The organism is Rhodopseudomonas sp. BR0G17 (assembly GCF_010907025.1).
Classification (GTDB): domain Bacteria; phylum Pseudomonadota; class Alphaproteobacteria; order Rhizobiales; family Xanthobacteraceae; genus Rhodopseudomonas; species Rhodopseudomonas palustris_H.
This window is the reverse complement of record NZ_QUML01000022.1, coordinates 1-25,186: the sequence shown is the minus strand read 5'-3', so window position 1 is coordinate 25,186 and position 25,186 is coordinate 1. Positions and strand designations below refer to the sequence as shown.

The 25,186-nt window shown below is 65.2% G+C and carries 16 protein-coding genes and 1 pseudogene; 10 read left to right on the top strand and 7 right to left on the bottom strand.

What is annotated here, in order from left to right; translation table 11 throughout:
- The first annotated feature begins 56 nt into the window (after window positions 1–56).
- From DY467_RS16845 to treY, 6 genes are all read left to right on the top strand, one after another.
- Window positions 57–2,012, top strand: a complete 1,956-nt coding sequence (locus DY467_RS16845; RefSeq protein ID WP_164637630.1) for an alpha-1,4-glucan--maltose-1-phosphate maltosyltransferase — start codon at window positions 57–59, stop codon at window positions 2,010–2,012.
- 11 nt (window positions 2,013–2,023) lie between these two features.
- The gene (gene treS, locus DY467_RS16840; protein ID WP_164637628.1) at window positions 2,024–5,326 is read left to right on the top strand and encodes a maltose alpha-D-glucosyltransferase; all 3,303 of its coding nucleotides are present in this window, start codon (window positions 2,024–2,026) and stop codon (window positions 5,324–5,326) included.
- Complete coding sequence (glgB, locus tag DY467_RS16835) at window positions 5,323–7,473, top strand: 1,4-alpha-glucan branching protein GlgB (protein ID WP_164637626.1); 2,151 nt, start codon at window positions 5,323–5,325, stop codon at window positions 7,471–7,473. The genes treS and glgB overlap by 4 nt, the downstream gene beginning before the upstream one ends.
- Before the next feature lie 234 nt (window positions 7,474–7,707).
- Entirely contained in the window at window positions 7,708–9,789 is a 2,082-nt protein-coding gene (gene glgX / locus DY467_RS16830; RefSeq protein ID WP_164637624.1) for a glycogen debranching protein GlgX, read from the top strand.
- On the top strand, window positions 9,786–11,558 hold the full coding sequence (gene treZ, locus DY467_RS16825) for a malto-oligosyltrehalose trehalohydrolase (protein ID WP_164637622.1): 1,773 nt from the start codon (window positions 9,786–9,788) through the stop codon (window positions 11,556–11,558). Before glgX ends, treZ begins: the two co-directional genes overlap by 4 nt.
- The gene (gene treY / locus DY467_RS16820) at window positions 11,559–14,345 is read left to right on the top strand and encodes a malto-oligosyltrehalose synthase (RefSeq protein WP_164637620.1); all 2,787 of its coding nucleotides are present in this window, start codon (window positions 11,559–11,561) and stop codon (window positions 14,343–14,345) included.
- A 398-nt stretch (window positions 14,346–14,743) separates the two neighbouring features.
- Here treY and DY467_RS16815 read toward each other — a convergent pair whose 3' ends face one another.
- Window positions 14,744–15,052: a polyhydroxyalkanoic acid system family protein gene (locus tag DY467_RS16815; RefSeq protein WP_164571258.1), complete on the bottom strand. Its 309-nt coding sequence runs from the start codon at window positions 15,050–15,052 to the stop codon at window positions 14,744–14,746.
- Between the two features lie 178 nt (window positions 15,053–15,230).
- On the opposite strand from DY467_RS16815, the gene DY467_RS16810 reads away from it, so the two are divergent.
- Window positions 15,231–15,395: a DUF3309 family protein gene (locus DY467_RS16810; RefSeq protein ID WP_013501467.1), complete on the top strand. Its 165-nt coding sequence runs from the start codon at window positions 15,231–15,233 to the stop codon at window positions 15,393–15,395.
- A 106-nt stretch (window positions 15,396–15,501) separates the two neighbouring features.
- Here the strand turns inward: DY467_RS16810 and ligD are convergent, their stop codons facing one another.
- A complete protein-coding gene (gene ligD / locus DY467_RS16805) occupies window positions 15,502–18,243 on the bottom strand; it encodes a DNA ligase D (protein ID WP_164637618.1) in 2,742 nt (913 codons plus the stop codon).
- 133 nt (window positions 18,244–18,376) lie between these two features.
- Between ligD and ku the strand changes: the two genes are divergently transcribed.
- Window positions 18,377–19,261 carry a non-homologous end joining protein Ku gene (gene ku, locus DY467_RS16800; protein WP_107345407.1) on the top strand — a complete coding sequence of 295 codons (885 nt, stop codon included), beginning with the start codon at window positions 18,377–18,379 and terminating at the stop codon, window positions 19,259–19,261.
- Window positions 19,262–19,483: 222 nt separating this feature from the next.
- On the opposite strand, the gene DY467_RS26545 is transcribed toward ku, so the two are convergent.
- Entirely contained in the window at window positions 19,484–19,849 is a 366-nt protein-coding gene (locus DY467_RS26545) for a DUF6496 domain-containing protein (protein ID WP_246701561.1), read from the bottom strand.
- A 111-nt stretch (window positions 19,850–19,960) separates the two neighbouring features.
- Complete coding sequence (locus DY467_RS16790; protein ID WP_164637614.1) at window positions 19,961–20,218, bottom strand: sulfurtransferase TusA family protein; 258 nt, start codon at window positions 20,216–20,218, stop codon at window positions 19,961–19,963.
- Window positions 20,219–20,344: 126 nt separating this feature from the next.
- Here DY467_RS16790 and mobA point away from each other — a divergent pair, with 126 nt between their 5' ends.
- Window positions 20,345–20,965, top strand: a complete 621-nt coding sequence (gene mobA, locus DY467_RS16785) for a molybdenum cofactor guanylyltransferase MobA (protein ID WP_164637612.1) — start codon at window positions 20,345–20,347, stop codon at window positions 20,963–20,965.
- Between the two features lie 109 nt (window positions 20,966–21,074).
- Here mobA and DY467_RS16780 read toward each other — a convergent pair whose 3' ends face one another.
- Window positions 21,075–22,127, bottom strand: coding sequence for an alcohol dehydrogenase (locus DY467_RS16780; protein ID WP_164637610.1), 1,053 nt, complete (start codon window positions 22,125–22,127; stop codon window positions 21,075–21,077).
- Window positions 22,128–22,206: 79 nt separating this feature from the next.
- The gene (locus DY467_RS16775) at window positions 22,207–23,196 is read right to left on the bottom strand and encodes an NAD(P)H-dependent flavin oxidoreductase (RefSeq protein ID WP_205502476.1); all 990 of its coding nucleotides are present in this window, start codon (window positions 23,194–23,196) and stop codon (window positions 22,207–22,209) included.
- Between the two features lie 84 nt (window positions 23,197–23,280).
- On the opposite strand from DY467_RS16775, the gene DY467_RS16770 reads away from it, so the two are divergent.
- On the top strand, window positions 23,281–24,843 hold the full coding sequence (locus tag DY467_RS16770; protein ID WP_164637606.1) for an AMP-binding protein: 1,563 nt from the start codon (window positions 23,281–23,283) through the stop codon (window positions 24,841–24,843).
- A gap of 155 nt (window positions 24,844–24,998) precedes the next feature.
- Here DY467_RS16770 and DY467_RS16765 read toward each other — a convergent pair.
- Window positions 24,999–25,186, bottom strand: a pseudogene (locus DY467_RS16765) (urease accessory protein UreF); the annotation flags it as partial.

Sequence of the window (25,186 nt, the reverse complement as noted above, 5' to 3'; positions counted from 1 at the left end):
TGGGACGTGCGTCCTAGATCGTGGGCATCACCTTACTCAATCGATCGTGGGCTATTGTGAACAAGTCGACACAAGCGCTTCAAACCGCCGCCACTCGCGGCGCCTTTCACATCGAAGACATCTATCCGCTGATCGACGGCGGACGATTCCCGGTGAAACGCATTGTCGGCGAGCCGATCGAGGTGTGGGCCGACATCTACCGCGACGGCCACGAAGTCATTGCCGCGGCTTTGGTCTGGCGGCGTGAGCAGGACAGCACCTGGCAGCGGGAGCCGATGGTGCACGCCGTCAATGACCGCTGGTCTGCGACGTTCACGCCGCAGCAGATCGGCCGTCACGTTTATGCGATCGAAGCCTGGACCGACGAGTTTGCGACCTGGCGACATGGTGCCGAACTCAAGCTGAAAGCCGGCCAGGAACTGTCGCTCGACGCCCTCGAGGGCGCAGGGCTGCTCACCAAAGCGCAGACCGACGATCCTGACGTGTTGCGGCTGATCCAGCAGCGCTGCGAGGAATATCTACGGACCGGCGATATCACGCCGCTGCTGTCGCCGGACCTGCGCGACGCCATGGCCAGCAGCCAGGCGCGGCACGACCTCACCCGCACCGAACCGCTGCCGCTGATGATCGACCGGCCGCGCGCCCGCTACGGCGCGTGGTACGAGATGGTGCCGCGCAGCCAGAGCACCGAGCCTGGCCGCCATGGCACCTTCCGCGATTGCATCGCGCGGCTGCCCGACGTCGCCGCGATGGGCTTCGATGTGGTGTACTTCACCCCGATCCATCCGATCGGCCACACCAACCGCAAGGGCCGCAACAACGCGCTGAAGGCCGAGCCTGGTGATCCCGGCAGCCCGTATGCGATCGGCGCCGAGGAAGGCGGACACGATGCGGTGCATCCGGAGCTCGGCACGCTGGCGGACTTCCGCGCCTTCGTCGACGCCTGCGAGGTGGTCGGCATCGAAGTCGCACTCGACATCGCCGTGCAGTGTTCGCCGGATCATCCGTGGCTGAAGCAGCATCCGGACTGGTTCAAGCGCCGGCCGGACGGCTCGATGAAATACGCCGAGAATCCGCCGAAGAAATACGAGGACATCGTCAACCCGGATTTCTCCTGCGAAGACGCCGGCTCGCTGTGGAATGCGCTCCGCGACATGATCCTGTTCTGGGCCAATCACGGCGTGAAGATCTTCCGGGTCGACAATCCCCACACCAAGCCGCTGCGGTTCTGGGAATGGCTGATCCGCGAGGTGCAGCTTCGTCACCCCGACGTCATCTTCCTGGCCGAAGCCTTCACCCGGCCGAAGCTGATGAAAGGACTGGCCAAGCTCGGCTTCACGCAGTCCTACACTTACTTCACCTGGCGCACTCAGAAATGGGAGATCGAGCAATATTTGCGCGAACTCACCGACTATCCGGAGCGCGACTTCTATCGGCCGAACTTCTTCACCAACACGCCCGACATCCTGCCCTTCCATCTGCAGGGTGGCGAGCAGTGGATGTTCAAGTCGCGCCTCGTTCTCGCCGCAACGTTGTCATCGACCTATGGCATCTACAACGGCTTCGAACTGCTGGAGCACGAACCGATCCCCGGCAAGGAGGAGTATCTCGATTCCGAAAAATACGAGATCAAGGTGCGCGACTGGGACAAGCCGGGCAACATCAAGCCCTACATTCGCGACATCAACCGCATCCGCAGCGTCAATCCGGCACTGCAGCAGACCAGCAATCTCCGCTTCCTCGACGTGCAGGACCCGAATGTGACCGGCTTCGTCAAAACCTCGGTTGACGGCACCAATGCGGTCGCGGTCGCGATCGCGCTCAGCAGCGACTACCATGAATTCTGGCTGCCCCTCGGCGACGTTCAGATCGAGGTCGCCGGCGAACGCCGGCCGGTCGCTGCGGTCGAGAACCTGGTGACGGGAGAACGCCACGCGCTCGATTGGGGCGGGATCAACCTGCGGATGGATCCACATCGGGACCCGGCGCTGCTGTTCCGCTGCCTGGCGTGAGTGCGGAAGCCATGAATGAAATGACACCGATCACGACGATCGACGGATCTGACGCGGAAACCTCGGACGAGCTCTGGTACAAAGACGCCATCATCTATCAGTTGCACGTCAAGGCGTTCGCCGACAGCAACAATGACGGCATCGGCGACTTCGCCGGCCTGACCGAAAAGCTCGATTATCTTCAGGAGCTCGGCGTCAACACGCTGTGGCTGCTGCCGTTCTATCCGTCGCCGCAGCGCGACGACGGCTACGACATCGCCGACTACGGTTCGATCAATCCCGACTTCGGCACGATGAAGGATTTCCGCCGCTTCATCGTCGAAGCCAAGAAGCGCAATCTGCGCGTGATCACCGAGCTGGTCATCAACCACACCTCGGACCAGCATGCCTGGTTCAAGCGGGCCCGGCGCAGCCCGAAGAATTCCAGCGCGCGCGACTGGTACGTCTGGAGCGACACCGACCAGAAATATCTCGGCACCCGGATCATCTTCACCGACACCGAGAAGTCGAACTGGACCTGGGATCCGGAAGCCGGCCAGTATTATTGGCACCGGTTCTTCTCGCACCAGCCGGATCTGAACTTCGACAATCCGCGCGTGGTCGGCGCCGTCGTCAAGGTGATGAAGCGCTGGCTCGACACCGGCGTCGACGGATTCCGGCTCGACGCGATTCCGTATCTGTGCGAACGCGACGGCACCAATAACGAGAATCTTCCCGAGACCCACGCGGTCATCAAGCAGCTGCGCGCAGAGCTCGACGCTTATGCCAAGGGCAAGCTGCTGCTTGCCGAAGCCAATCAGTGGCCGGAGGACGTCCAGCAGTATTTCGGCGACAGCGACGAATGCCACATGGCCTACCACTTCCCGCTGATGCCGCGGATCTACATGGCGATCGCGCAGGAAGACCGCTTCCCGATCACCGACATCATGCGACAGACGCCGGAGATTCCGGCGAACTGTCAGTGGGCGATGTTCCTGCGCAACCACGACGAGCTGACGCTCGAAATGGTCACCGACGTCGAGCGCGACTATCTCTGGAAGACCTATGCGGCCGATCCGCGGGCGCGGATCAATGTCGGCATTCGCCGCCGCCTCGCGCCGCTGATGGACAATGACCGCCGCAAGATCGAGCTGATGAACTCGCTGCTGCTGTCGTTCCCCGGCACGCCGATCATCTATTACGGCGACGAGATCGGGATGGGCGACAACATCTATCTCGGCGACCGCAACGGCGTGCGCACCCCGATGCAGTGGTCGCCCGACCGCAACGGCGGCTTCTCGCGCGCCGATCCGGCGCGGCTGTATGCGCCGCCGATCATGGACCCGGTGTACGGCTACGCCTCGGTCAACGTCGAAGCGCAACAGCGCAGCCTGTCGTCGCTGCTCAGCGCGATGAAGCGGCTGATCGCGGTGCGCAAGTCGACGCTGGCCTTCGGCCGCGGCAGCATGACGTTCATCCGCCCGAGCAACCGCGCGGTGCTGGCCTATGTCCGGCAGTACGAGGACGAAGTCATTCTCTGCGTCGCCAACCTGTCGCGCGCCGCGCAGGCGACCGAGCTCGATCTGTCGCCGTGGAAGGAGCGCGTGCCGCAGGAAATGCTCGGCCGCACTAAATTCCCGCCGATCGGCGAACTGCCCTACATGATCACGCTGGCGCCGTTCGGTTTCTATTGGTTCAAGCTGCAGGAGCCCGGCACCGCGCCGCACGTCGCGCCGGTGTCGGCCGTGCCGGAATTCGTGACGCTGGTGGTGCCGCTCGGCTCGACCTGGATGACGCTCGGCCGCACCCGCTCGATGTTCGAGCACGAAGTGCTGCCGACCTTCCTGTCCCGCACCCGCTGGTTTCCGGAGCGCAATCCGCGCGCGATCCATCCGCGGCTCACTTCGGCGATCCCGTTCGCCAATGACGGCGACAACCGGCCGTGGCTCGCCTTCTTCGAGGCGACGCAACGCGGCACCACCTCGCGCTATCTGTTGCCGATGCAGATCGACTGGGTGCGGTTCGACCGCGAGCGCTACAATCCGCGGGCCTACGCCGCGGTCCGTCAGGGCGCCCGCGAGGGCACCCTGCTCGATGTCGCGGCCGATCCGTCGTTCATCGCTCTCCTGCTGGAGAACGTCCGCGCCTCCCTCACCGTGACCGGCGACAACGGCGACCGGCTGGAATTCCGGCCCGGCTCCAAGCTGGCAGAGCGGCCGGCCGGGCCGTTCCAGAACATCCGTGCCGTGGAGACGGAGCAGTCGAATTCGACTGCGCTGGTCGACGGTGATTACGTGGTCAAGCTGTATCGGCGCCTGCAGACCGGCATCAATCCGGAGCTGGAGATGGGGCGTTTCCTCACTGAAGTCGCCGGCTATACCAACACTCCCGCGTTGCTCGGCAGCGTCGAGCTGATCGAAGGCGACAAGACCAGCGCGGTGGCGGTGGTGCACGAATTCGCCCGCAATCAGGGCGACGGTTGGACCGTCACCTCCGCTTATCTCGATCGCTACATCGACGAGCAGCGGGTGCTGGTCAGAAGCGAAGAGAAGGCCGAGGGCGATCAGCTCACGCCCTATCTGCACTTCATGGAGCGGACCGGCCAGCGGGTGGCGGAGATGCACATCGCGCTCGCCAGCCATCCGGAAGTGGCCGACTTCGCACCGGAGCCGATCAGCGCCGAAGCCTCGCGCGGCTGGGCCGAGACCGTGGCGGCGTCCGCCGAGCGCGTGCTCGATGAACTCCGCCGGCGTCGGGACACGCTGAAAGATACCGATCGGCCGCTGGTCGATGAACTGCTGGCAGCTCGCGAAACGCTGATGTCGCGTATCCATGGCTTGCTTGGCGACGACGGCGGGCTCAACATCCGCCATCACGGTGACTTCCATCTGGGTCAGATGCTGATCGTCAAGGACGACATCTACATCATCGACTTCGAAGGCGAGCCGCGCCGGACCATGGCCGAGCGCCGCGCCAAGGCGCCGGCCGCGCGCGACGTCGCCGGCCTGGTGCGCTCGATCGACTATTCGACCACCGCGGCGCTCGATCGCGCGCTGAAGGCCGCATCCGAAGAGTCCGGCCGGCTCACCGAGGCCCTGGATCTATGGCGGATTCGCGCCACCGCGGCATTCCTCGATGGCTATCGCCGAACCATGGGCGACAGCCCGGTGTGGCCGGCGGATACCGCAGCCGCGGACCGCGTGCTCGACTTCTTCCTGATTGAAAAGGCGCTGTACGAGATCGACTACGAGATCGCACATCGTCCCGACTGGGTGCGTGTGCCGCTTGCCGGCCTCCTGCGCATCCTGTCGCCGCCTCCCGAGGAGCTTCCATGACCGTGCAACTGAGCGACGAAGCCTACGCAGTTCTCGAAGGCCGTCACGCCGATCCGTTTCGCTATCTCGGCGCACACCCGGAGGATGGCGGCACCGTGGTGCGCGTGCTGTTGCCCGATGCGGCGGCGGTGGACGTTGTCGGCGACAACGGCGAATCCGCCCCGCTCGAGCAGGCGCATCCGGCCGGACTGTTCACCGGCAAGCTGCCCGGCGGCTCGCCGCGCTACACGTTGCGCGCCCGGTTCGGCGACGCGACGATCGAGCTGCAGGACCCCTACCGCTTCCCGCCGATCCTGACCGACTTCGATCTTTACCTGCTCGGTGAAGGCACCGACCAGCGGCTGTACGACAAGCTCGGTGCCCATCCGATGGAGCTGGAAGGCGTCGCCGGCGTCGGCTTCGTGGTGCTGGCGCCGAATGCGCGCCGCGTCAGCGTGGTCGGCGACTTCAACTATTGGAATCCGCTACGCCACCAGATGCGGGTGCGCGGCAACGGCTATTGGGAGCTGTTCATCCCCGGCGCCTGCGCCGGCGATCACTACAAATTCGACCTCTCCGGCCCGCATGGGGAGCAGCTGCCGCAGAAGTCCGATCCCCTCGCCTTCGCCGCCGAGATACGGCCGAAGACCGCTTCGATCGTGGTCGATGCCACCCAGCTGCCGAAGCCGCGGCCGGCCCCGGAGAACATCAACGCGCTGTCGGCGCCGATGTCGATCTACGAGGTGCATCTTGGCTCGTGGCGCCGCAAGGACGGCGATCAGTGGCTGACCTACCGCGAGCTCGCCGAGCAGCTCCCGGCCTACGTTCGCGACATGGGCTTCACCCACGTCGAATTCCTCCCCGTCAGCGAGCATCCGTTCGATGGCTCGTGGGGCTATCAGCCCACCGGTCTCTATGCCCCCACCTCGCGGTTTGGCTCGCCGGAAGATTTCTGCGCGCTGGTCGACGCCTGCCATGCCGCCGGCATCGGCGTGATCCTCGACTGGGTACCGGGCCATTTCCCGGACGATCCGCACGGCCTCGGCAATTTCGACGGCACCGCGCTGTACGAGCATGCCAACCCGATGCAGGGGCGGCATCTCGATTGGGGCACGCTGATCTACAATTACGGCCGCACCGAAGTCGTCAATTTCCTCACCGCCAACGCGCTGTTCTGGCTGGAGCGTTACGGGATCGACGGCCTCCGCGTCGATGCCGTGGCGTCGATGCTGTATCTCGATTACAGCCGCCCCGCCGGCGGCTGGATCCCGAATAAGTTTGGTGGCCGCGAGAATATCGAGGCGATCGATTTCATTCGCCGCTTCAACAGCCAGGTGTTCGCCAATTTCCCGCACGCCACCACCGCCGCGGAAGAATCCACCGCCTGGCCGCAGGTGTCACGCCCGGTGGAATTCGGCGGGCTTGGCTTCGGCTACAAGTGGAACATGGGGTGGATGCACGACACGCTGAACTACATCAGCAAGGATCCGATCCACCGCAAATATCACCACGGCCAGATCCTGTTCGGCTTGCATTACGCCTTCTCGGAGAATTTCATTCTGCCGCTGTCGCACGACGAGGTGGTCCACGGCAAACGCTCGATCCTTGGCCGGATGCCGGGCGACGAGTGGCAGCGCTTTGCAAACTTGCGCGCGTATTACGCCTTTATGTTCGGCCATCCCGGCAAGAAACTGCTGTTCATGGGCAGCGAGTTCGGCCAGGAGCGCGAATGGAGCCACGATCGCTCGCTCGACTGGCACCTGCTCGAATACCCGAAATACGCCGGCATCCAGGCGCTGCTGCGTGACCTCAACCAGCTGTACCGGTCGCTGCCGGCGCTGCATCAGCTCGATTGCGATCCGTTCGGCTTCGAATGGCTGATCACCGAAGACGCCAATCGCAACGTGTTCGCCTGGATGCGCAAGGGCAACGATACCCGCTCCCGCTGCCTGGTGATCGTCAACTTCTCGCCCAACGTCTACCAGGACTATCGCGTGCGCGTGCCGTTCCCCGGTCGCTGGCGCGAGGTGTTCAATTCGGATGCGGCCGGCTACGGCGGCAGCAATGTCGGCAATGGCGGCGAGGTCCGCACCCTCGAAGGTCTGGTGCCGGAGCTCAGCCTGACGATCCCGCCGCTGGCCGCGATCTTCTTGACGCCGGAGGATTGACGCCTGTGCCGCGCGCGGCGCCAAGCTCGCGCGCGGTCCGGCAACGATTGGCGAGTATCCGTCTCGTGAAATCCCGCACGCGCAAGTGTGACGGTTTGGCGATGCCCGCGCGATCGGGCATCGTTTTGCACAAAGCCACGTCAGAATGGCAGATTTACTAGTGTTCTTCGATTTCGAAGTTCGCTAACAAAGACAGTCGCAGGCTATGCGAACTTCGTGATCGGGACACTCGCTATGCGCCTCACCGCCGGAACCGACTCCCGTCTCGGAGCGACCTGGGACGGGCGCGGCACGAACTTCGCGCTGTTCTCCGCCAATGCCCACAAGGTTGAGCTCTGCCTGTTCGATGCCCAGGGCCGCCGCGAACTGGAACGGATCGAACTGCCGGAACGCACCGAGGACGTCTGGCACGGCTACCTCAACGACGTCTCGCCCGGCCAGCTCTACGGCTATCGGGTGCATGGTCCCTACGATCCCGATCGCGGCCACCGCTTCAACGCCCATAAGCTGCTGCTCGACCCTTACGCCAAGCGGCTGAACGGCCGGCTGGTGTGGAGCGAGGCGCACTTCGCCTATCGCACCGGCTCGCCCCGCGAAGACCTGTCGTTCGACCGCCGCGACAACGCGCGCGGCATGCCGAAGGCGGTGGTGGTCGACGAGACCGTCGGCAGCGGCCGGCGCGAGACCCGGCCCGGCGTGCGCTGGGAAGACACCATCGTGTACGAGGCTCACGTCAAAGGCCTGACCCAGCAGCGCGAAGATGTGCCGCCCGGGCTGCGCGGCACATTCGGCGGCCTCGCCTGCCCGTCGATGATCGCGCATTTCAAGCGGCTGGGCGTCACCACAATTGAACTTTTGCCAGTTCACGGCTTTGTCGATGACCGCATCCTGGTCGAGAAGAAGCTGGTGAATTACTGGGGCTACAACACGATCTCGTTCTTCGCGCCCGAGGTCCGCTACGCGCCGGACAAGGACAATCCGCTGGACTCGTTCCGCACCACCGTGGCGCGGTTGCACGATGCCGGGATCGAGGTGCTGCTCGACGTCGTCTATAACCACACCGCCGAGGGCAATCATCTCGGCCCGACGCTGTCGTTTCGCGGCATCGACAATGCCTCATACTACTGGCTGAAGCCGGACAATCCGCGTTACTACGACGACTTCACCGGCTGCGGCAATTCGATGAACCTGACCCATCCGCGGGTGCTGCAGATGGTGATGGACAGCCTGCGCTACTGGGTCGAAGTTTGCCACGTCGACGGCTTCCGGTTTGATCTCGCCACCACGCTGGCGCGCGGCCCGAACGGCTTCGATCGCAACTCCGGCTTCTTCACCGCGATCCGCCAGGATCCGATCCTGGCAGGCGTCAAGCTGGTCGCCGAGCCATGGGATCTCGGCATGGGCGGTTATCAGGTCGGGGCGTTTCCGTCGCAATGGTCGGAGTGGAACGACCGCTATCGCAGCGTGATGCGGCGCTACTGGAGCGGCGAAGGCAGCCTGATCGGCGAAGTCTCGCGGCGGATGACCGGCTCGTCCGACATGTTCAATCACGATGGCCGGATGCCGCGCGCCAGCATCAACCACGTGACGGTGCACGACGGTTTCACGCTCGCCGACCTGTTCAGCTACGAGCACAAGCACAACATCGCCAACGGCGAGGACAATCGCGACGGCTCCAACGACAATCACAGCAACAACTGCGGTGTCGAAGGTCCGACCGACGATCCGAAGATTCTCGGGATGCGTCGCCAGCTCCGCAAGAACCAGCTCGCCTGTCTGTTCCTGGCGCAGGGCGTACCGCTGCTGCTCGCCGGCGACGAGGTCGGCAATTCGCAGTCCGGCAACAACAACGCCTATTGCCAGGACAACGAAATCGGCTGGGTCGGCTGGGACGGCGCCAACACCGAAGACGACATGGTGGAGTTCGTCGGACTGATGACCGACATCCGCCGCCGCTTCCCGCAATTGCGCTCGCGGCGCTGGCTCGACGGTCGCCGCGCGGACGGCTCGTACGGCGTGTTGTGGCTGACGCCGTCGGCCGCCGAGATGACCGAGCAGGACTGGGCGTTTCCCGACGGCCGCTTCCTGGCCTACATGCTGAGCCCGAGCGAGCTTGGCGGCGATGCGATTTTCATCGTGCTGAACTCCGGCGTCGAGGCGATCGATTTCCACCTGCCGAAGACAAGCGACTATCCGGTCTGGCACCAGCTGTTCGACACCACCAAGGACACCGTGCAGGTCGCGCCGCTGAAGTGCGGCAGTGCGAGTGCGGCGCCGCCCCGCTCGGTGCTGGCCTTCGCCGGGACGATCGCATGACCGGACGCAGCTTCGGTCCGCGTCTCACTGCGAACGGCGCCGAATTTCGGCTGTGGGCGCCCAACGCGAAAGAAGTGGAAGTGATGCTGGACGGCGCGACGCATCCGATGCAGCGCGACGACAACGGCTGGCACAAAACCGAGATTGCCGGAATCGGCGCCGGCGCGCGCTATCGCTTCCGCCTCGACAGCGATCTCGAGGTCCCTGATCCCGGCTCACTGTTTCAGCCCGAGGATATCGCCGGGCCCAGCGAAGTGATCGACCACGGCGCCTACGCCTGGCGCGCCGCGGATTGGCGCGGCAGGCCGTGGGCCGAGACCGTGCTGCTGGAGACCCATGTCGGCACCTTCACGCCGGAGGGCAGCTTCCGCGCCATGATCGACAAGCTCGATCATCTGGTCGCGACCGGAATCACCGCGCTGGAATTGATGCCGCTGGCGGATTTCCCGGGCCGGCGCAATTGGGGCTACGACGGCGTGCTGTGGTACGCGCCGGACAGCGCCTACGGTCGCCCGGAGGATCTCAAGGCGCTGATCGACGAAGCGCATCTGCGCGGCCTGATGGTGTTTCTCGACGTCGTCTACAATCACTTCGGACCGGAAGGGAATTACCTCGGCGGCTATGCCCCGGGCTTTTTCTCGGACTCGCACACGCCCTGGGGCAACGCGATCAATTACTACGCTTCCGAAGTCCGCGCATTCGCGATCGAGAACGCGCTGCACTGGCTGCGCGACTATCGGTTCGACGGGCTACGGCTCGACGCCGTGCATGCGATCCCGGATCAGGGCGAGATCCCGATGCTGCACGAATTGTCCCGCGAGGCCGGCAAGCTCGCGGCCGAGACTGGCCGGCACATCCATCTGGTGCTGGAGAACGATGACAATATCGCCGCGGTGCTCGATCCGGTCACCGATCCACCGCGCGGGCAGTATCGGGCGCAGTGGAACGACGATTATCACCACGCCTGGCATGTCGCGCTGAGCGGCGAGCGCCAGGGCTACTACTCCGATTATGCCGATGCGCCGCTCGGTCATCTGTGCCGCGCGCTCGGCTCCGGCTTTGCGTATCAGGGCGAACCTTCAGCGCATCGCGGCGGCACGCCGCGCGGTGAGCCGAGCGGCAAATTGCCGCCGCTGGCCTTCGTCAACTTCCTGCAGAACCACGACCAGATCGGCAATCGCGCGCTCGGCGATCGGCTGGAGAGCCTCGCCAAGCCCGAAGCGATCGAAGCGGCGCTGGCGATCACGCTGCTGGCACCGATGGTGCCGATGCTGTTCATGGGTGAGGAATGGGGATCGCAGGCACCATTCCCGTTCTTCTGCGATTTCCACGGCGAACTCGCCGAAGCGGTCCGTGCCGGCCGCCGCAAGGAGTTCGCCGGCGCCTACGAGAAGTATGGCGATGACGTCCCCGATCCGCTGAGCGAGGACGCGTTCAAGAGCGCCGTGCTCGATTGGCGCGAGCGCGACGGCGGCGCTGGGGCGCAGCGGCTGGCGCTGGTGTCGCGGCTGCTGCAGATTCGCCGCAACATGATCGTGCCGCGGCTCGCGGGTGCACGGTTCGACACAGCGGCGGTTGCCGATGATGGGATGCTGACCGCAACGTGGCGGCTCGGCGATGGATCGACGTTGCGGCTCACGGCAAATCTGACCAACAGCGAGCTGGAGGCCGGCGCCGATGGCGCAGGCGTTGGAACGATTCTGTGGGGCGACGATTGGAACCGGATCATTCCGCCGTGGGCGGTGACCTGGCGCCTCGAGCAATCCTAAATGCCTCCTGTCATTCCGACTGCCACCTACCGTCTGCAACTCACCGCCGATTTCGGTTTCGACCACGCCGCCGCAATCGTCCCCTATCTGAAGCGCCTCGGGATTTCGCATCTCTACGCGTCGCCGTTCATGAAGGCGCGCAAGGGCTCGACCCACGGCTACGACATCGTCGATCACACCCAACTCAATCCCGAGCTCGGCGGCGAAGAAGGATTCGCCCGGCTGAGCGCGGCGCTGAAGCAGCACGACATCGGCCTGATCCTCGACTTCGTGCCCAACCACGTCGGCGTGCACTACGCCGACAACCCGTGGTGGCTCGACGTGCTGGAATGGGGCCCGGCCTCACCGCATGCGGCGTCGTTCGACATCGACTGGGAGATGCTGCCGTTCCGCGCCCGCGGCGGCGTGCTGCTGCCGATCATCGGATCGTCCTACGGCAAAGCGCTGGAAGGCGGCGAGATCGAATTACGCTATGATCCTGCCGACGGCAGCTTCTCGGCCTGGTACTACGAACACCGGCTGCCGATCGCGCCGCAGCGCTACAGCGAAATCCTGCGCACCATCGTGCGCGAGGCGGACGCCGCCGAGACCGACGCCGGCCGCGCGATCCTGGAGCTTGCGGCGCGCTACACCGGATTGCGCCGTCCGACGCGCAAGGAAGCGCCCGAATTCAAGGCGGCGCTGCAGACGATCTCCGGCGCTGCGGACGTGATCGCGCGCGGGCTCGAGGCCTACCGCGCCGGCGAAGGCCGCACCCAGCAGATCCAGACGCTGCACAACCTTCTGGAGCGCCAGCACTACAAGCTCGGTCATTGGCAACTGGCGTCGAGCGAGATTAACTACCGGCGGTTCTTCGACGTCAACACCCTCGCCGGCTTGCGGGTCGAAGACGCCGGCACCTTCGAGGCGATCCACAGCCGGGTGAAGAAGCTGCTGGCCGACGGCCAGCTGCAGGGCCTGCGGCTCGATCACATCGACGGCCTGCGCGACCCGGCGCAATACTTCCAGCGGCTCCGCCGGCTGGCCCGCGAGGCGCAAGGCGCTAACGCTCCGCCGCTCTACACGGTGATCGAGAAGATCCTCGGCGAAGGCGAGGCGCTGCATCGGTTCGCCGGCGTCCACGGCACCACCGGCTATGAATGGCTCAACGTCATCACCCGCGTGCTGCTCGACGGCAATGGCCTGAAGCCGCTCGACGAGACCTGGCGCCAGGCCAGCAATCTGTCGCCGGCGTTCGATCCGGTGCTCAAGGCCGCCAAGCGCCGCGTGCTGGAGACGCTTCTGCTGAGCGAGTTCACCGTGCTCACCCGGCTGCTGGCGCGGATCGCATCAGGTCATTACTCGACCCGCGATTTCTCCGCCGACAATCTGCGGCAAGCGTTCGAGCTCTACGTGCTGCACTTCCCGGTGTATCGCACCTATCTGACCGGCAACAGCCCGACCCAGCTCGATCGCCGGCTGATCGAAGACACCATCGCCAAGGCGCGGGCCGACTGGTTCGGCGCCGACGACGGCATCTTCGAATTCCTCAAAGACGTGCTGACGATGGACTTGGTGAAGCCGGGCCGCGCGCCACACTCCAAGCCGCGGGTGCGCCGCTTCGCCCTCAAAGTGCAGCAGTTCACCGGGCCGACAATGGCGAAGTCGCTCGAGGACACCGCGTTCTATCGCTATCACCGGCTGCTGGCCCTGAACGAGGTCGGCGGCGATCCGGCTGCGCCGGAGATGCCGACCGCCGCATTCCACGCCGCGATGCAGAGCCGCGCCCGGGATTGGCCGCACGGCATGACCGCGACGATGACCCACGATGCCAAGCGCGGCGAAGACGCGCGTGCGCGACTGTTGTCGCTCGCCGAAATCCCCGGCGAATGGGCGAGCGCCGTCGGCAAGTGGAAGCTGCTCAACGCGCCGCACCTCGTCGTCGACGGCGAGATGCGCGCCCCCTCGCCCGCGTTCGAATACATGCTGTATCAGGCGCTGCTCGGCGCCTGGCCGCTGACGCCCGATCCGGATTTCGCCGATCGCTTCCAGGGCTTCGCGCTGAAGGCCGCCCGCGAGGGCAAGCAGGAAACCAACTGGCTCAATCCGAACCTCGCTTACGAGGAAGGCGTGCGGACTTTCATCGACCGCATCCTCGATCCGGCACTGTCGGGTGCGTTCCTGGAGTCGGTCGAGACGCTGCACCGCCGGCTGTCGCTGCTCGGTGCGCTCAACGGGCTCGGTCAGGTGACGCTGAAGGCGATGATGCCCGGCGTGCCGGATTTCTATCAGGGCACCGAGTTCTGGGATTTCTCGCTGGTCGATCCCGACAACCGCCGTCCGGTCGATTTTGATGCGCGCTCCGCGGCGCTGGAGTCTCTGCACGGCCAGCCCGACTGGGAAACCCTCACCGCGAATTGGAGCGACGGCCGCGTCAAGCTGGCCTGGACGCATCAGTTGCTGCGGCTGCGGCGCGACCATGCCGAGCTGTTCGCCGACGGCGACTATCGGCCGCTCGCCGTGAAAGGCGCACACCGCGACCGCATCGTCGCATTCGCCCGCACCCGCGGCAGCGAAGCGGTGATCGTCGTTGTGGCGAAGGGCCTCGCTGCGTTGTCCGATGATGGCCGGCAATGGCCGACCGCCGATGCGTATGATGGCGCGATCGATACCAAAGGCTACGCGGTCGAAATCGGCGATGGCGAAAACGCGTCGGGCGAACTGCAGCTCCGCGACCTGTTCCGCCACCTCCCCGTCGCCGTTCACCGCGCGCGCCTGACAGGTACCAAGCGCATCCGGCGCGGCTGAGCAGACCGCGGGTCATAAGAGCAGTCCCACCAACTCTACGCCGTCATTCCGGGGCGCTCGCGTAGCGAGCAAACCCGGAATCTGGCGCGGGCACCGACTCCCGCAAAGCCCTGCTCGCTGCGAGATTCCGGGTTCGCGCTGCGCGCGCCCCGGAATGACTCGGGGAGAGACTGTGCAAGACTCCAGCATCGACAGCGGCGAACAATCGCGGCCTCCCACAAACACCGAGGCCGCCCGGGAGCTGGAGCCGGACGGCCTGACGGGGTTTGTGCCGATCAGGAAATCGGTTCCCTCACCCGCACGACCAGGATTCCAAGATTCGGTTACTTACAACTTAATGCAATCTACCGATAACTACTTGCTGCAGCGCCATAATTTGGTGCGATGCACGCAACTTGTTACTTCTTCTCGAGCATCAGGTGTCCGCGCTTCTGGATCACGACGCGCGCCGCATCGGCGAATTTCTGCAGCAGCCAAGGCAGGCGCACTTCGAGCCGGACGTGATCTTCGGCGACATCGACATGGCCCGCCGCGACCTGGCCCAGCGCGCGGACGCGGAACAGCATCTGGTCGCCGCGCCAGGTCTCCTCATCCACCTTCAGGATCGGCACGTTGATCGCTGCGCGGCTGAGGCCGGTCTGCAGCCGGCGGCGCGCTTCGTCGCGGCCGAGGCGATGAGGGATCGATACGACAAGCGGAGCTGACATTGGGGCGTCCTCGTCACTGCGTGGGTTGATTACTCCCCTATCTAAGTGAGCATTGCGAAAACAACAGGGCGGCGCGCCACATCTCAAGTTTCCGCTTCGGAACCTTCGTTGTTACGCCGTGTTCTCACTCCCAGCAGGCGGAGCACTCGGGCGACCCGCCGCGATAAGGAGAGCGGAAATGTCCATCGGCACAATCATCCTCATCATTCTGATCATCGCCTTGCTGGGCGGCTTCACCGGCGTCGGCGGCGGACCGTTCTACGGCACCGGATATTACGGCGGCGGCGGCCTCGGTCTGGTGATCGTGATCCTGCTGATCCTGCTGCTGCTCGGCAAGATCTGACGCAACCTAACTTCGATCTGCCGATCGACGCTGTCATGCCCGGGCTCGTCCCGGGCATCCACGTATGAGGCGTAGATCAGCGACGCGGAGCAGCGTCACGCCGGGCTCACGATGCGCCCGACGTCAGCGCCTTGATCGCCGGCTTCAGCGGGGCTGCCGCCTCGTCGTAGTCGGTCCACGCCTTGGACCGCTTCATCAACGCGGGCACCGTCTCGATGGTGTAGCGCTTGGGGTCGAGACCGGCCTTCACCTGCGACCACGTCACCGGGATCGACACGGTGGCGCCGGTGCGGGCCCGCGGCGACAGCACCGCGACCGCCGTCGACATCCGGTCGTTGCGCAAGTAATCGAGGAAAATCTTTCCCGTGCGCTTCTGCTTCGACATGTTGAGCAGATACTGCTCGGGACTATCCTCAGCCATCTGCGCGCACACCGTCTGGGCAAACGTCTTGGCCGCCTTCCAGTCGACACTGTCGTCGGGCTTCAGCGGCACCACGACGTGCAAGCCCTTGCCGCCGGTGGTCTTGCAGAACGTCGCGAGCCCCAGCGCTTCGAGGCGCTGCTTCATTTCCTTGGCGGCCACGATCACCTCGTCGAACCCGACCTCGGGCGCCGGATCGAGATCGAACACCAGCCGTCCCGGCACGTCGTAGCGGTTCGGCGCGCAGTTCCATGGATGCAACTCGACGCCGCCGATCTGCGCCACGGCGATCAGGCCCTCCAGGCGGTCGATCTGCACATACGGCTTGCGATCGCCGGAAACCTTGGCCAGTTCGATCAGGTTCGACATGCCAGGCATGGCGTGCCGCTGAAAGAACAGCTCGCCGCCGATGCCGTCGGGCGCGCGCACGATCGAACACGGCCGTCCCTTGATGTGCGGGATCAGCCAGTCGCCCACTTCGGCGAAGTAATCGGCCAGATCGCGCTTGGTCACGGCGCCGCTGATGTCGCTCTCCGGCCACAGCTCCTTGTCGGGCTTGGAGATCACCACGCCCATCACCTCGGAGCGGGCTGCATCCGCGCGGCGGGGCGCGGCGCGCTTGCCCGCAGCCTTTCGCGGCTTCGCCGTCTTGGCGGCCCGGCGCTTCGGCTTTGGTTCGGCCAACTCGACCTGCTGCGGCTCCTCGGCTTCGACCTCCGCAGCCGGCTTGTCGGCGCGCAGCCCCTTGAAGGCCGCTTGACGCACCATGCCGCCGCCGGTGAAGCCGGCGAATTCGATCTCGGCGACCAGCTCTGGAGTCACCCAGTGGACGTCGCGCGTCTTCTTCGGCGCATTGGCGCCGCTGAACGGATTGCGATCGGCTTCATGCGCCTTCAGCTCGGGCAGGATGCGCTTGACGACGTCTTGGCCGAACCCGGTGCCGACGATGCCCACATAGGCGAGGTCATCGCCGCGGTGAACGCCGACCAGCAGCGAACGGAATTTCCCGTTCGTGGTCTTCCAACCGCCGATCACCACCTCGTGGCCGGCGCGGCACTTCGCCTTGGTCCAGGCGCCGCTGCGGCCGGAGCGATACAGCGCATCGAGCTTCTTCGACACGATGCCTTCGAGCGACAGCTTGCAGGCCGACTGCAGAATGGCGTCACCGCCGGTTTCGAAATGCTCGACGTAGCGGATCAGGCCTTCCTTGCGACGGCCACGTCCGGCCTTCAGCAAAGCGGCGAGCCGCTCCTTGCGCTCGGACAGCGGCAGCCGGCGCAGATCCTCGCCCTCCGCATACAGCAGATCGAACGCAAAGCAGATCAAGTTGTCGGTATCTCCGTCGGAGAGCGCCGCCTGCAGCGCGGCGAAATCCGGCTGGCCGTGCGAATCCAGCGCCACCACCTCGGTGTCGATGATCGCGTCCGGCAGCGACGCCGCTTCTTCCGCGATCGCGCTGAATTTGCCCGTCCAGTCGAGGCCCTTGCGTGTCAGCAGCTTGGCTTGCCCGTGCTCGATGCGGAGCTGAATCCGGTAGCCATCGAACTTGATCTCGTGGCCCCAGCCTTCGCCGCCGGGCGGCCGTTCCACCGAGGTGCAGAGCTGCGGCGGCACGAAATCCGGCATGGCCGCGCGCGTGCCACGAGCAGCTGACTTGCTCCGCACCGCGGGTTTCGCGGACTTCGCAGGTTTCGCTTTGGCAGGCGTCTTCGGCTTGGCCTTGGTCTTCTTCGCAGCGCCGGTTTCCGCCCGCTGATCGGCCGCGAGCCCGGTGTTGGAATCCCACACTGCATCCGCCGTCACCTTCGCGGCCGCCTTGCGCAGCATGAACGGCTTCGGTGCCTTGCCTTTGCCTTCCGCGATCGTCGCCATGGCGCGTCCCGAGGCGACCGAGCGGTCGTCGTCCAGCACGGTGTTGGCGGCGCCCTCGCGGGCGTCATCGTCGCGGTGCTTGATCAGCAGCCAATTGGTGCGCTTGCCGCCATTGCGGTCGTGCCGCATCCGCACCAGCACCCAGCTGCCATGCAGCTTCTCACCGTGCAGGGTGAACTTCAGGTCGCCCTTTTTGAAGCCGCGCTCGGGATCGTCGCACTCCCAATAGCCGCGGTCCCAGACCTGCACCGTGCCGCCGCCATACTGGCCCTTCGGGATCGTGCCTTCGAAGTCCCCGTAGTCGAGCGGGTGATCTTCGACCTCGACGGCGAGGCGCTTGTCGTGCGGATCGAGCGACGGTCCCTTGGTCACCGCCCATGACTTGAAGACGCCGCCATATTCCAGGCGCAGGTCGTAGTGCAGACGGGTGGCATCGTGCTTCTGGATCACGAACCGTCGCTGTTTCGATGGCGCCACCTTGGCGTCGCCGCGCGGCTCCGCGGTCTGCTCGAAATCGCGTTTCTTGCGGTAGATGCTGAGCTTGTTGCTGGCCACCGTCGCTCCTTACTCACCGCCGACAGGCTGGGCTTGGTCGGAACCAAAACCCGGGATGCCCGTTCAAGTTCCACCCATGATAGCATCGACGTGACCGCCCGGTCGCGACTGCTCGAGCCCTTGGAGAATTCCCATGCCTCGCGCCTACTGGAAGGGCACGCTGAAGCTGTCCCTCGTCACCTGCCCGGTGGCGCTATATCCGGCGACGACCAGCGTCGAGAAGACCCGCTTCCACATGATCAATGCGGAAACCGGCAATCGGCTGAAGCAGCAGATGATCGACGAAGACACCGGCGAGGTGGTGGAGAAGGATCAGAAGGCCCGCGGCTACGAGGTGCGCAAGGGCAAGTACATCGAGATCGAAAAGGACGAACTCGAAGCGGTTCAGATCGAGAGCACCCACACCATCGACATCGACAGCTTCGTGCCGGCCGATGAAATCGACCAGCGCTTTCTCAATCATCCGTATTACATCGTACCGGACGGCAAGGCCGGCGTCGACGCCTTCGCGGTGATCCGCGACGCGATGAAGGACAAAGGCCGCGTCGCGCTCGGCCGCATCGTGCTCACCAACCGCGAGCATGTGCTGGCGATCGAGCCGTTCGGCAAGGGACTGCTGGCGACCACGCTGCGCTACCCTTACGAGCTGCGGGATGCGGACGAGTATTTCGACGGCATCAAGTCGCCGAAAATCTCCAAGGACATGATCGAACTCGCCGGCCACATCCTCGAGACCAAGGCGGCGCATTTCGATCCCAAGAAGTTCAAGGACGACTACGAAACCGCGCTGAAGGCGCTGGTCAAGCGCAAGGCCTCCGGCAAGTCGATCAAGCTCCCCGAACCCGAGGAGAAGGAGAGCAACGTCGTCAGCCTGATGGACGCGCTGAAGCAGAGTCTTGAAGGCGGCAAATCCGGCACCAAAACCGGCAAGGCCCATAGCCGCCGCAAAGCCTCCCGCTCTTCCCGCACCACCACCAAAGCCCGCCGCTCCAACGCAAGGCAGCGCAAGGCGGGGTGAGTTGGCTCAGCTCGCGCGGCGCGTCATGCTGCTCTGATAGCTTAGGACGCCTTGAAGCTTTGCTCCACACCGTCATTCCGGGGCGCGAGCGCCAGCTCGCGAACCCGGAATCTCGAAGTTGTTTGCGGCTGCGCGGCCGAACCGTCAGCGCCCTGAACCTCCAGATTCTGGGTTCGCCGCTGCGCGGCGCCCCGGAATGACCCGTGCTTGAGTGGTACGTGTTCAGTCCGACGACTTCTTCTTGCCAGACTTGCGCGACGACGATTTGCGGCTAGACGATTTTCGCGCGGTGGATGTTTTTCGCGTACTGGATGACTTCGACGACTTGCGCCCCGATGACTTCTTCGTCCCGGCCCGCTTGCTGCTGGACTTCGTCGTCCTCTTCGTCGTCTTCTTGGTTGTCTTGCGGCCGGACTTAGTGGCCTTCTTGGTCGACGTCTTTGCGGCCTTCTTGCCGGTTTTCTTCTTTGGCACCTTCGCGCCTTCGGCGCGGGCTTCCGACAGACCAATCGCGATCGCTTGTTTGCGGCTCTTGACCTTCCTGCCGGAGCCGCCGCTCTTCAGCGTGCCGGCCTTGCGCTTCTTCATCGCGCGGCCGACCTTGGCGGACGCTTTCTTGGAATATTTCCGGGCCATAATCTCCTCCCTATGGAACGAAGATCAATGATGCCGGTCGGCGATGGTTCCTTGGCGGAGCTATCAGTCCTGCTCACCGTCCACAGCCGGTGCGCTGGCGAGCTTCTCGATGACGAACACGATCATCTCGTCGCTGCGTTCACTCGAGGTGATGCGATCGCCGGTCTCGCCGATCAGCACCGGAATATCGATCAGCGCCATCGGATCGGTGCAGCGGACTTCCAACACATCGCCGGGCTGCAAACGCGGCAGCGCCTTGCGGGTCTTGAGCACCGGCAGCGGGCATTTCAGCCCGGTGAGATCGAGAACAGTCTTGGCCATGGCGGCGGACGATGACGAAGCCGCGGCGCGCGGTCAATTGCCTTCGGCCTCGTTCTTATTGCCGAGCCGCGCCATGGTGAGCTAACCACGGGCATTGCCGAGTGACGACGTGGCGCGGAGTGCGCAATGGCTGATGTTCGACCACCCGCCGTCATCCTGGCCGGCGGCCTTGCCCGCCGGATGGGCGGCGGCGACAAACCACTGCAGTCGATCGCCGGCCGGCCGCTGCTGGCTCATGTGATCGAGTGCCTGCAGCCGCAATGCGGCGTGCTGGCGCTCAACGCCAATGGCGACCCGAGCCGGTTCGGCCCGTTCGGCCTGCCGGTGATCGCCGATACGGTGCACGACTTCCCCGGCCCGCTCGCCGGCGTGCTGGCAGCGATGGATTGGGCGGCGACGGCGCAGCCGGACGCGCCCCACGTGTTGACCGTGCCGGGCGATTGTCCGTTTCTGCCGCGCAATCTGGTGGCCCGGCTCGATCAGGCCCGACTCGCTCAGAATGCCGAGATCGCCGTGGCGGCATCCGGCGGCCACCAGCATCCGGTGATCGCGCTGTGGCCGGTCGCGCTGCGCGAGGCGCTGCGAACCGCCTTGGTCGACGAGGACATCCGCAAGGTTGAACGCTTCACCGCACGTTATCCGCGTGCCGTGGTGGAATGGCCGGTGACGCCATTCGATCCGTTCTTCAATGCCAATACGCCGGAGGATGTCGCGGAAGCCGAACGCATCGCGGCGGGCGGTAAATAGCAGGCCATCTCCCCGTTATTGCGAGGAGCGTAGCGACGAAGCAATCCAGCACCGAGCACTGGGCTGGATTGCTTCGCTTCGCTCGCAATGACGGAAGCGGTGCGTGTCGCTACGGCGTCAGCACCGCGCGGCCGACCAGCTTGCCCTTCTGCAGATCGAGCAGCGCGTCATAGGCTTGCGGCAAGGCCACCTTGGTGACCGGGATCGGCGACACCTTCTTGGCGCGCACGAGGTCGAGCAATTCCTGCGTCTCGGCGAGATTGCCGACGTAGCTGCCCTGGATGGTGATGGCGCGCATCGGGATGAACGGCAGCGCCCATGGGGCGCCGCCGCCGAACAGGCCGACGATCACCAGCTTGCCGCCCTTGGTGAGACAATCGAAGCCGAGCTGCGCGGTCTGCGGATTGCCGACCAGATCGAGCGCGCCGCGCACCGGGCCTTTGGCGATGGCGGCGATCTGCGCCAGCGCCTCGGGGGCCGCAGCATCGACGGTGCCGAGCGCGCCGGCCTTCTGTGCCGCGTCGCGCTTGGCTGCGTCGATATCGACCATGATGGCGCCCTTGCCGCCCATTGCTTTGAGCAGCTCCAGCGCCATCAGTCCGAGTCCGCCGGCGCCGAAGATCACGATCGGGCCGTCGAGGCAGAAGTCGAGCTTCTTCAGCGCGCTGTAGGTGGTGATGCCGGAGCATGCATAGGGCGCCGCGGTGACCGGATCGAGACCATCGAGGCTGAGCAGATAGCGCGGATGCGGCACGATCAGCTCATCCGAATAGCCGCCGTCGCAATACACGCCGAGAAACCGCGGCTTCAGGCACATGTTCTCGTCACCGGCCTTGCAGACGTCGCATTCGCCGCAGCCGATCCACGGATACACCAGCGCGACCTCGCCGATCTTGGCGTCCTTGGCATCAGGACCGGCGGCGACGATCTCACCGACGGTCTCGTGCCCCATCGTCAGCGGCAGCGCGACGCCGCGGTCCTGCAGCGACAGCCGCTTGCGGCCGTGGCCGAGTTCATAGCCGCCTTCCCAGATGTGCAGATCGCTGTGGCAGATGCCGGCGGCCTTGACGCGCACCAGCACCTGCGTGCCGGTCAATTCCGGCGTCGGCCGGTTGTCTTCGCTCAGCGGTTTGCCGAAATCGGTGACGCGAAAGCTCCTCATGGCGTAGTCTCCCGAGAGTGTTTTTGTTTATCGCCGAAGCATGCCACGGCGCCGCACGGTCGTCGATGGCCGGCGCAGCTTACGCCGCGTTGCGGAATTCGGCCGCGGTCTGCGCCACCAGCTCGGCGATCGGCACGATGCCGCCGATGCCCGACGCCGAATGGCCTGCGCTCCAAATGTCGCGCCACCGCTTCGGCCGATCCTCCCGTGCGCCGACATCGATGTCCTTGCCGATATCAATGCCGCCGCGCTCCGGCAGATCGTCTGGATCGAGCCCTGCGGCGACGATCGAGGGCCGCAGCATGTTAGTCTGCAGCCCGGTGAACGCTTTGGTGAGCAGGATGTCATCGGCGCTCGCCTCCACCAGCATCGCCTTGTAGCGCGGATCGGCAACGCTCTCTTCGGTGGCGATGAACTTGGTGCCCATGTAGCCGAGGTCGCAACCGAGCGTCATCGCGGCGCGCAGCGCGACGCCGTCACTGATGCCGCCGGCGAGCACGATCACGCCGTCGAAGAATTGCCGCACCGCACGCACGAAGGCGAACGGATTGAGCCACCCGGTTTGTCCGCCGGCACCGGCGGTGAGCAGCACCAGGCCGTCGACGCCGGCCGCTGCCGCGCGTTCGGCATGACGAATGCTCGCAACGTCGGCCAGCACCATCGCGCCGACATCGTGCAGCGGCGCGATCACCGGCTGCGGCGAGCCGACGCTGGTGATCACCACTTCCGGCCGATGCTGCAGCAGCAGTTTCAGATCGTCGCCGAGCCGCACGTTGGAGCGGTGGACGATCAGGTTGGGGCACCACGGTGCGGCGCGCCGGCCGCTCGCCTGCTCGTGCGCCGCGATTCGGCGGTTGATCTCGCCGAGCCAATCGCCGAGTTGTTCCGTCGTGCGGCAATTCACCGTCGGAAACGAACCGATCACGCCGCTACTACATGCCGCAGCCACCAGATCGACGCCCGACACCAGAAACATCGGTGCTGCAATCAGCGGCAAACTGAGACGATCGCCGAAGCGCGCCAGACGGTCGGATGATTTCACGGCAGTTTCCTCCTGCTCTGTTTGCATCGGCACGGGTCTGCCGTGCTAGTGTCGTTGCCGAACATTGGCACGCCCAACAGCCGATGACAAAGACAAGGGAGACACGACGCCATGACTGCCGAGCTCAACGCTTTTCCGACCGCAGGCACGCAAACGTTGCGAGCGCTGGCGCGCTATCCGTCGCGCACCGCGTTCGCCTGGCCCGGCGGCAGCTTGAGCTATCGCGGCGCCACCGACATGATCGGCAGCATCCAGAAGGTGTTCATGGGGCTCGGCCTGCAGCCCGGCACGCGCGTCGCGCTGCTCACCGCCAATCGCGCCGAGACCTGGTGCGCCGGCGTTGCGGCGCAGCTCTGCCGCTTCGCCATCACCTGGCTGCATCCGCTCGGCTCGCGCCAGGATCAGCTCGATCAGATCGAGGACTCCGAAGCCGCGGTGCTGATCGTCGACGCCGCAGCCTTCCTGGAGCGCGGCGGCGAGCTTGCCGCCCAGGCGACCGGCCTGCGGCACGTCTTCACCGTCGGTCGTGCCGACTACGGGCTCGATCTGCTGATCGCGCTGGATCAGGCCGGCAGCGCCACGGCGCGCGACTTTGCGCGGCTCGATGACGTCGCGGTGCTGAACTACACCGGCGGCACCACCGGCAAGTCCAAGGGCGCGCTGCGCCACCATCGCGAGAACGCCGGCTTCGCCAATGCGATCCTGGCCGATTTCGAGATCCCGTTCGATCCGCGCTATCTCACGGTGGCGCCGATCAGCCATGTCGCCGGCACCAAGGTGCTGCCGTCGCTGATCCGCGGCGGCACCATCCACATGATGAAGGGGTTCGATCCCGAAGCGGTGCTGCAGACGATCGAGCGCGAGAAGATCAATTTCACGCTGTTCGTGCCGACGATGGTCTATGTGCTGCTCGATCATCCGTCGCTCGCCAAGACCGATCTGTCGTCGCTCGATCTAGTGCTGTACGGCGCCTCGCCGATGTCGCCGACGCGGCTGGTCGAAGGCATCGAGCGGATCGGCCCGGTGTTCTCGCAACTCTACGGCCAGACCGAGTGCTATCCGGTGTCGGTGCTGCGCAAGGCCGATCACGATCCGAAGCAGCCGGAGCTGTTCTTGTCGTGCGGCTTCCCAATCGCGGCCTGCGATGCCCGGATTCTCGACGAGAACGATCAGGAAGTGCCGCTCGGCGAGGCCGGCGAGATCTGCGTGCGCGCGCCGCACGTGATGGCGGAATATTGGAAGCGCCCGGAGCAGACCGCCGAAACGCTGAAGAGCGGCTGGCTGCACACCGGCGATATCGCCAAGCAGGACGACCGCGGCTACATGTACATTCTCGACCGCAAGAAGGACATGATCGTGTCCGGCGGCTTCAACATCTTCCCGCGCGAGGTCGAGGACGTGTTGTCGACGCATCAGGACGTCGCGATGGTCGCGGTGGTCGGCGTCCCCGACGACAAATGGGGCGAAGCCGTCACCGCGGTGGTGGTCGCCAAGCCCGGCACCAAGCCCGATGAGCGCGAACTGATCGAGCTGGTGAAGACCCGCAAGGGCTCGGCGCATGCGCCGAAGCAGGTCAAGTTCGTCCCCGAACTGCCGATGACCGGCGTCGGCAAGATCGACAAGAAAGTGCTGCGCGCCGGCTTCTGGGCGGGACGCGACCGGATGGTTGGGTAGTTCGATCACTCGCCGTCCTGCGGCGAGTTCTTATCACCCCCCCGCGTCATTCCGGGGCGCGCCGCCAGGCGCGAACCTGGAAGCTGACACGCAAATAACCTCGAGATTCCGGGTTCGCGCAGCTCCGCTGCGCGCCCCGGAATGACAACCTGGTCCTACGACCGAAACAGCCGGGTGTACTGGGTCTCGTGGCGCAGGCTGGCGAGGTCGGCGCGGAAGGTGGCGCTGCCGAGGTCGTCGAGTGAAGCGGCGAGCGCACGGCTGCCGGTGGCGATCACCGCGGGCTCCAACGCGGCGAGCACGCGCTGGCTGTCGGTCTGGCCGAGCGGGAGCCGCCGCGGCC

Excerpts from the sequence above, each read along its gene's own strand:
- treS (WP_164637628.1), top strand. The coding sequence starts at position 2,024 with ATGAATGAAATGACACCGATCACGACGATCGACGGATCTGACGCGGAA.
- glgB (WP_164637626.1), top strand. The coding sequence starts at position 5,323 with ATGACCGTGCAACTGAGCGACGAAGCCTACGCAGTTCTCGAAGGCCGT.
- glgX (WP_164637624.1), top strand. The coding sequence starts at position 7,708 with ATGCGCCTCACCGCCGGAACCGACTCCCGTCTCGGAGCGACCTGGGAC.
- treZ (WP_164637622.1), top strand. The coding sequence starts at position 9,786 with ATGACCGGACGCAGCTTCGGTCCGCGTCTCACTGCGAACGGCGCCGAA.
- treY (WP_164637620.1), top strand. The coding sequence starts at position 11,559 with ATGCCTCCTGTCATTCCGACTGCCACCTACCGTCTGCAACTCACCGCC.
- DY467_RS16815 (WP_164571258.1), bottom strand. The coding sequence starts at position 15,052 with ATGTCAGCTCCGCTTGTCGTATCGATCCCTCATCGCCTCGGCCGCGAC.
- DY467_RS16810 (WP_013501467.1), top strand. The coding sequence starts at position 15,231 with ATGTCCATCGGCACAATCATCCTCATCATTCTGATCATCGCCTTGCTG.
- ku (WP_107345407.1), top strand. The coding sequence starts at position 18,377 with ATGCCTCGCGCCTACTGGAAGGGCACGCTGAAGCTGTCCCTCGTCACC.
- DY467_RS26545 (WP_246701561.1), bottom strand. The coding sequence starts at position 19,849 with ATGAAGAAGCGCAAGGCCGGCACGCTGAAGAGCGGCGGCTCCGGCAGG.
- DY467_RS16790 (WP_164637614.1), bottom strand. The coding sequence starts at position 20,218 with ATGGCCAAGACTGTTCTCGATCTCACCGGGCTGAAATGCCCGCTGCCG.
- mobA (WP_164637612.1), top strand. The coding sequence starts at position 20,345 with ATGGCTGATGTTCGACCACCCGCCGTCATCCTGGCCGGCGGCCTTGCC.
- DY467_RS16780 (WP_164637610.1), bottom strand. The coding sequence starts at position 22,127 with ATGAGGAGCTTTCGCGTCACCGATTTCGGCAAACCGCTGAGCGAAGAC.
- DY467_RS16775 (WP_205502476.1), bottom strand. The coding sequence starts at position 23,196 with ATGCAAACAGAGCAGGAGGAAACTGCCGTGAAATCATCCGACCGTCTG.
- DY467_RS16770 (WP_164637606.1), top strand. The coding sequence starts at position 23,281 with ATGACTGCCGAGCTCAACGCTTTTCCGACCGCAGGCACGCAAACGTTG.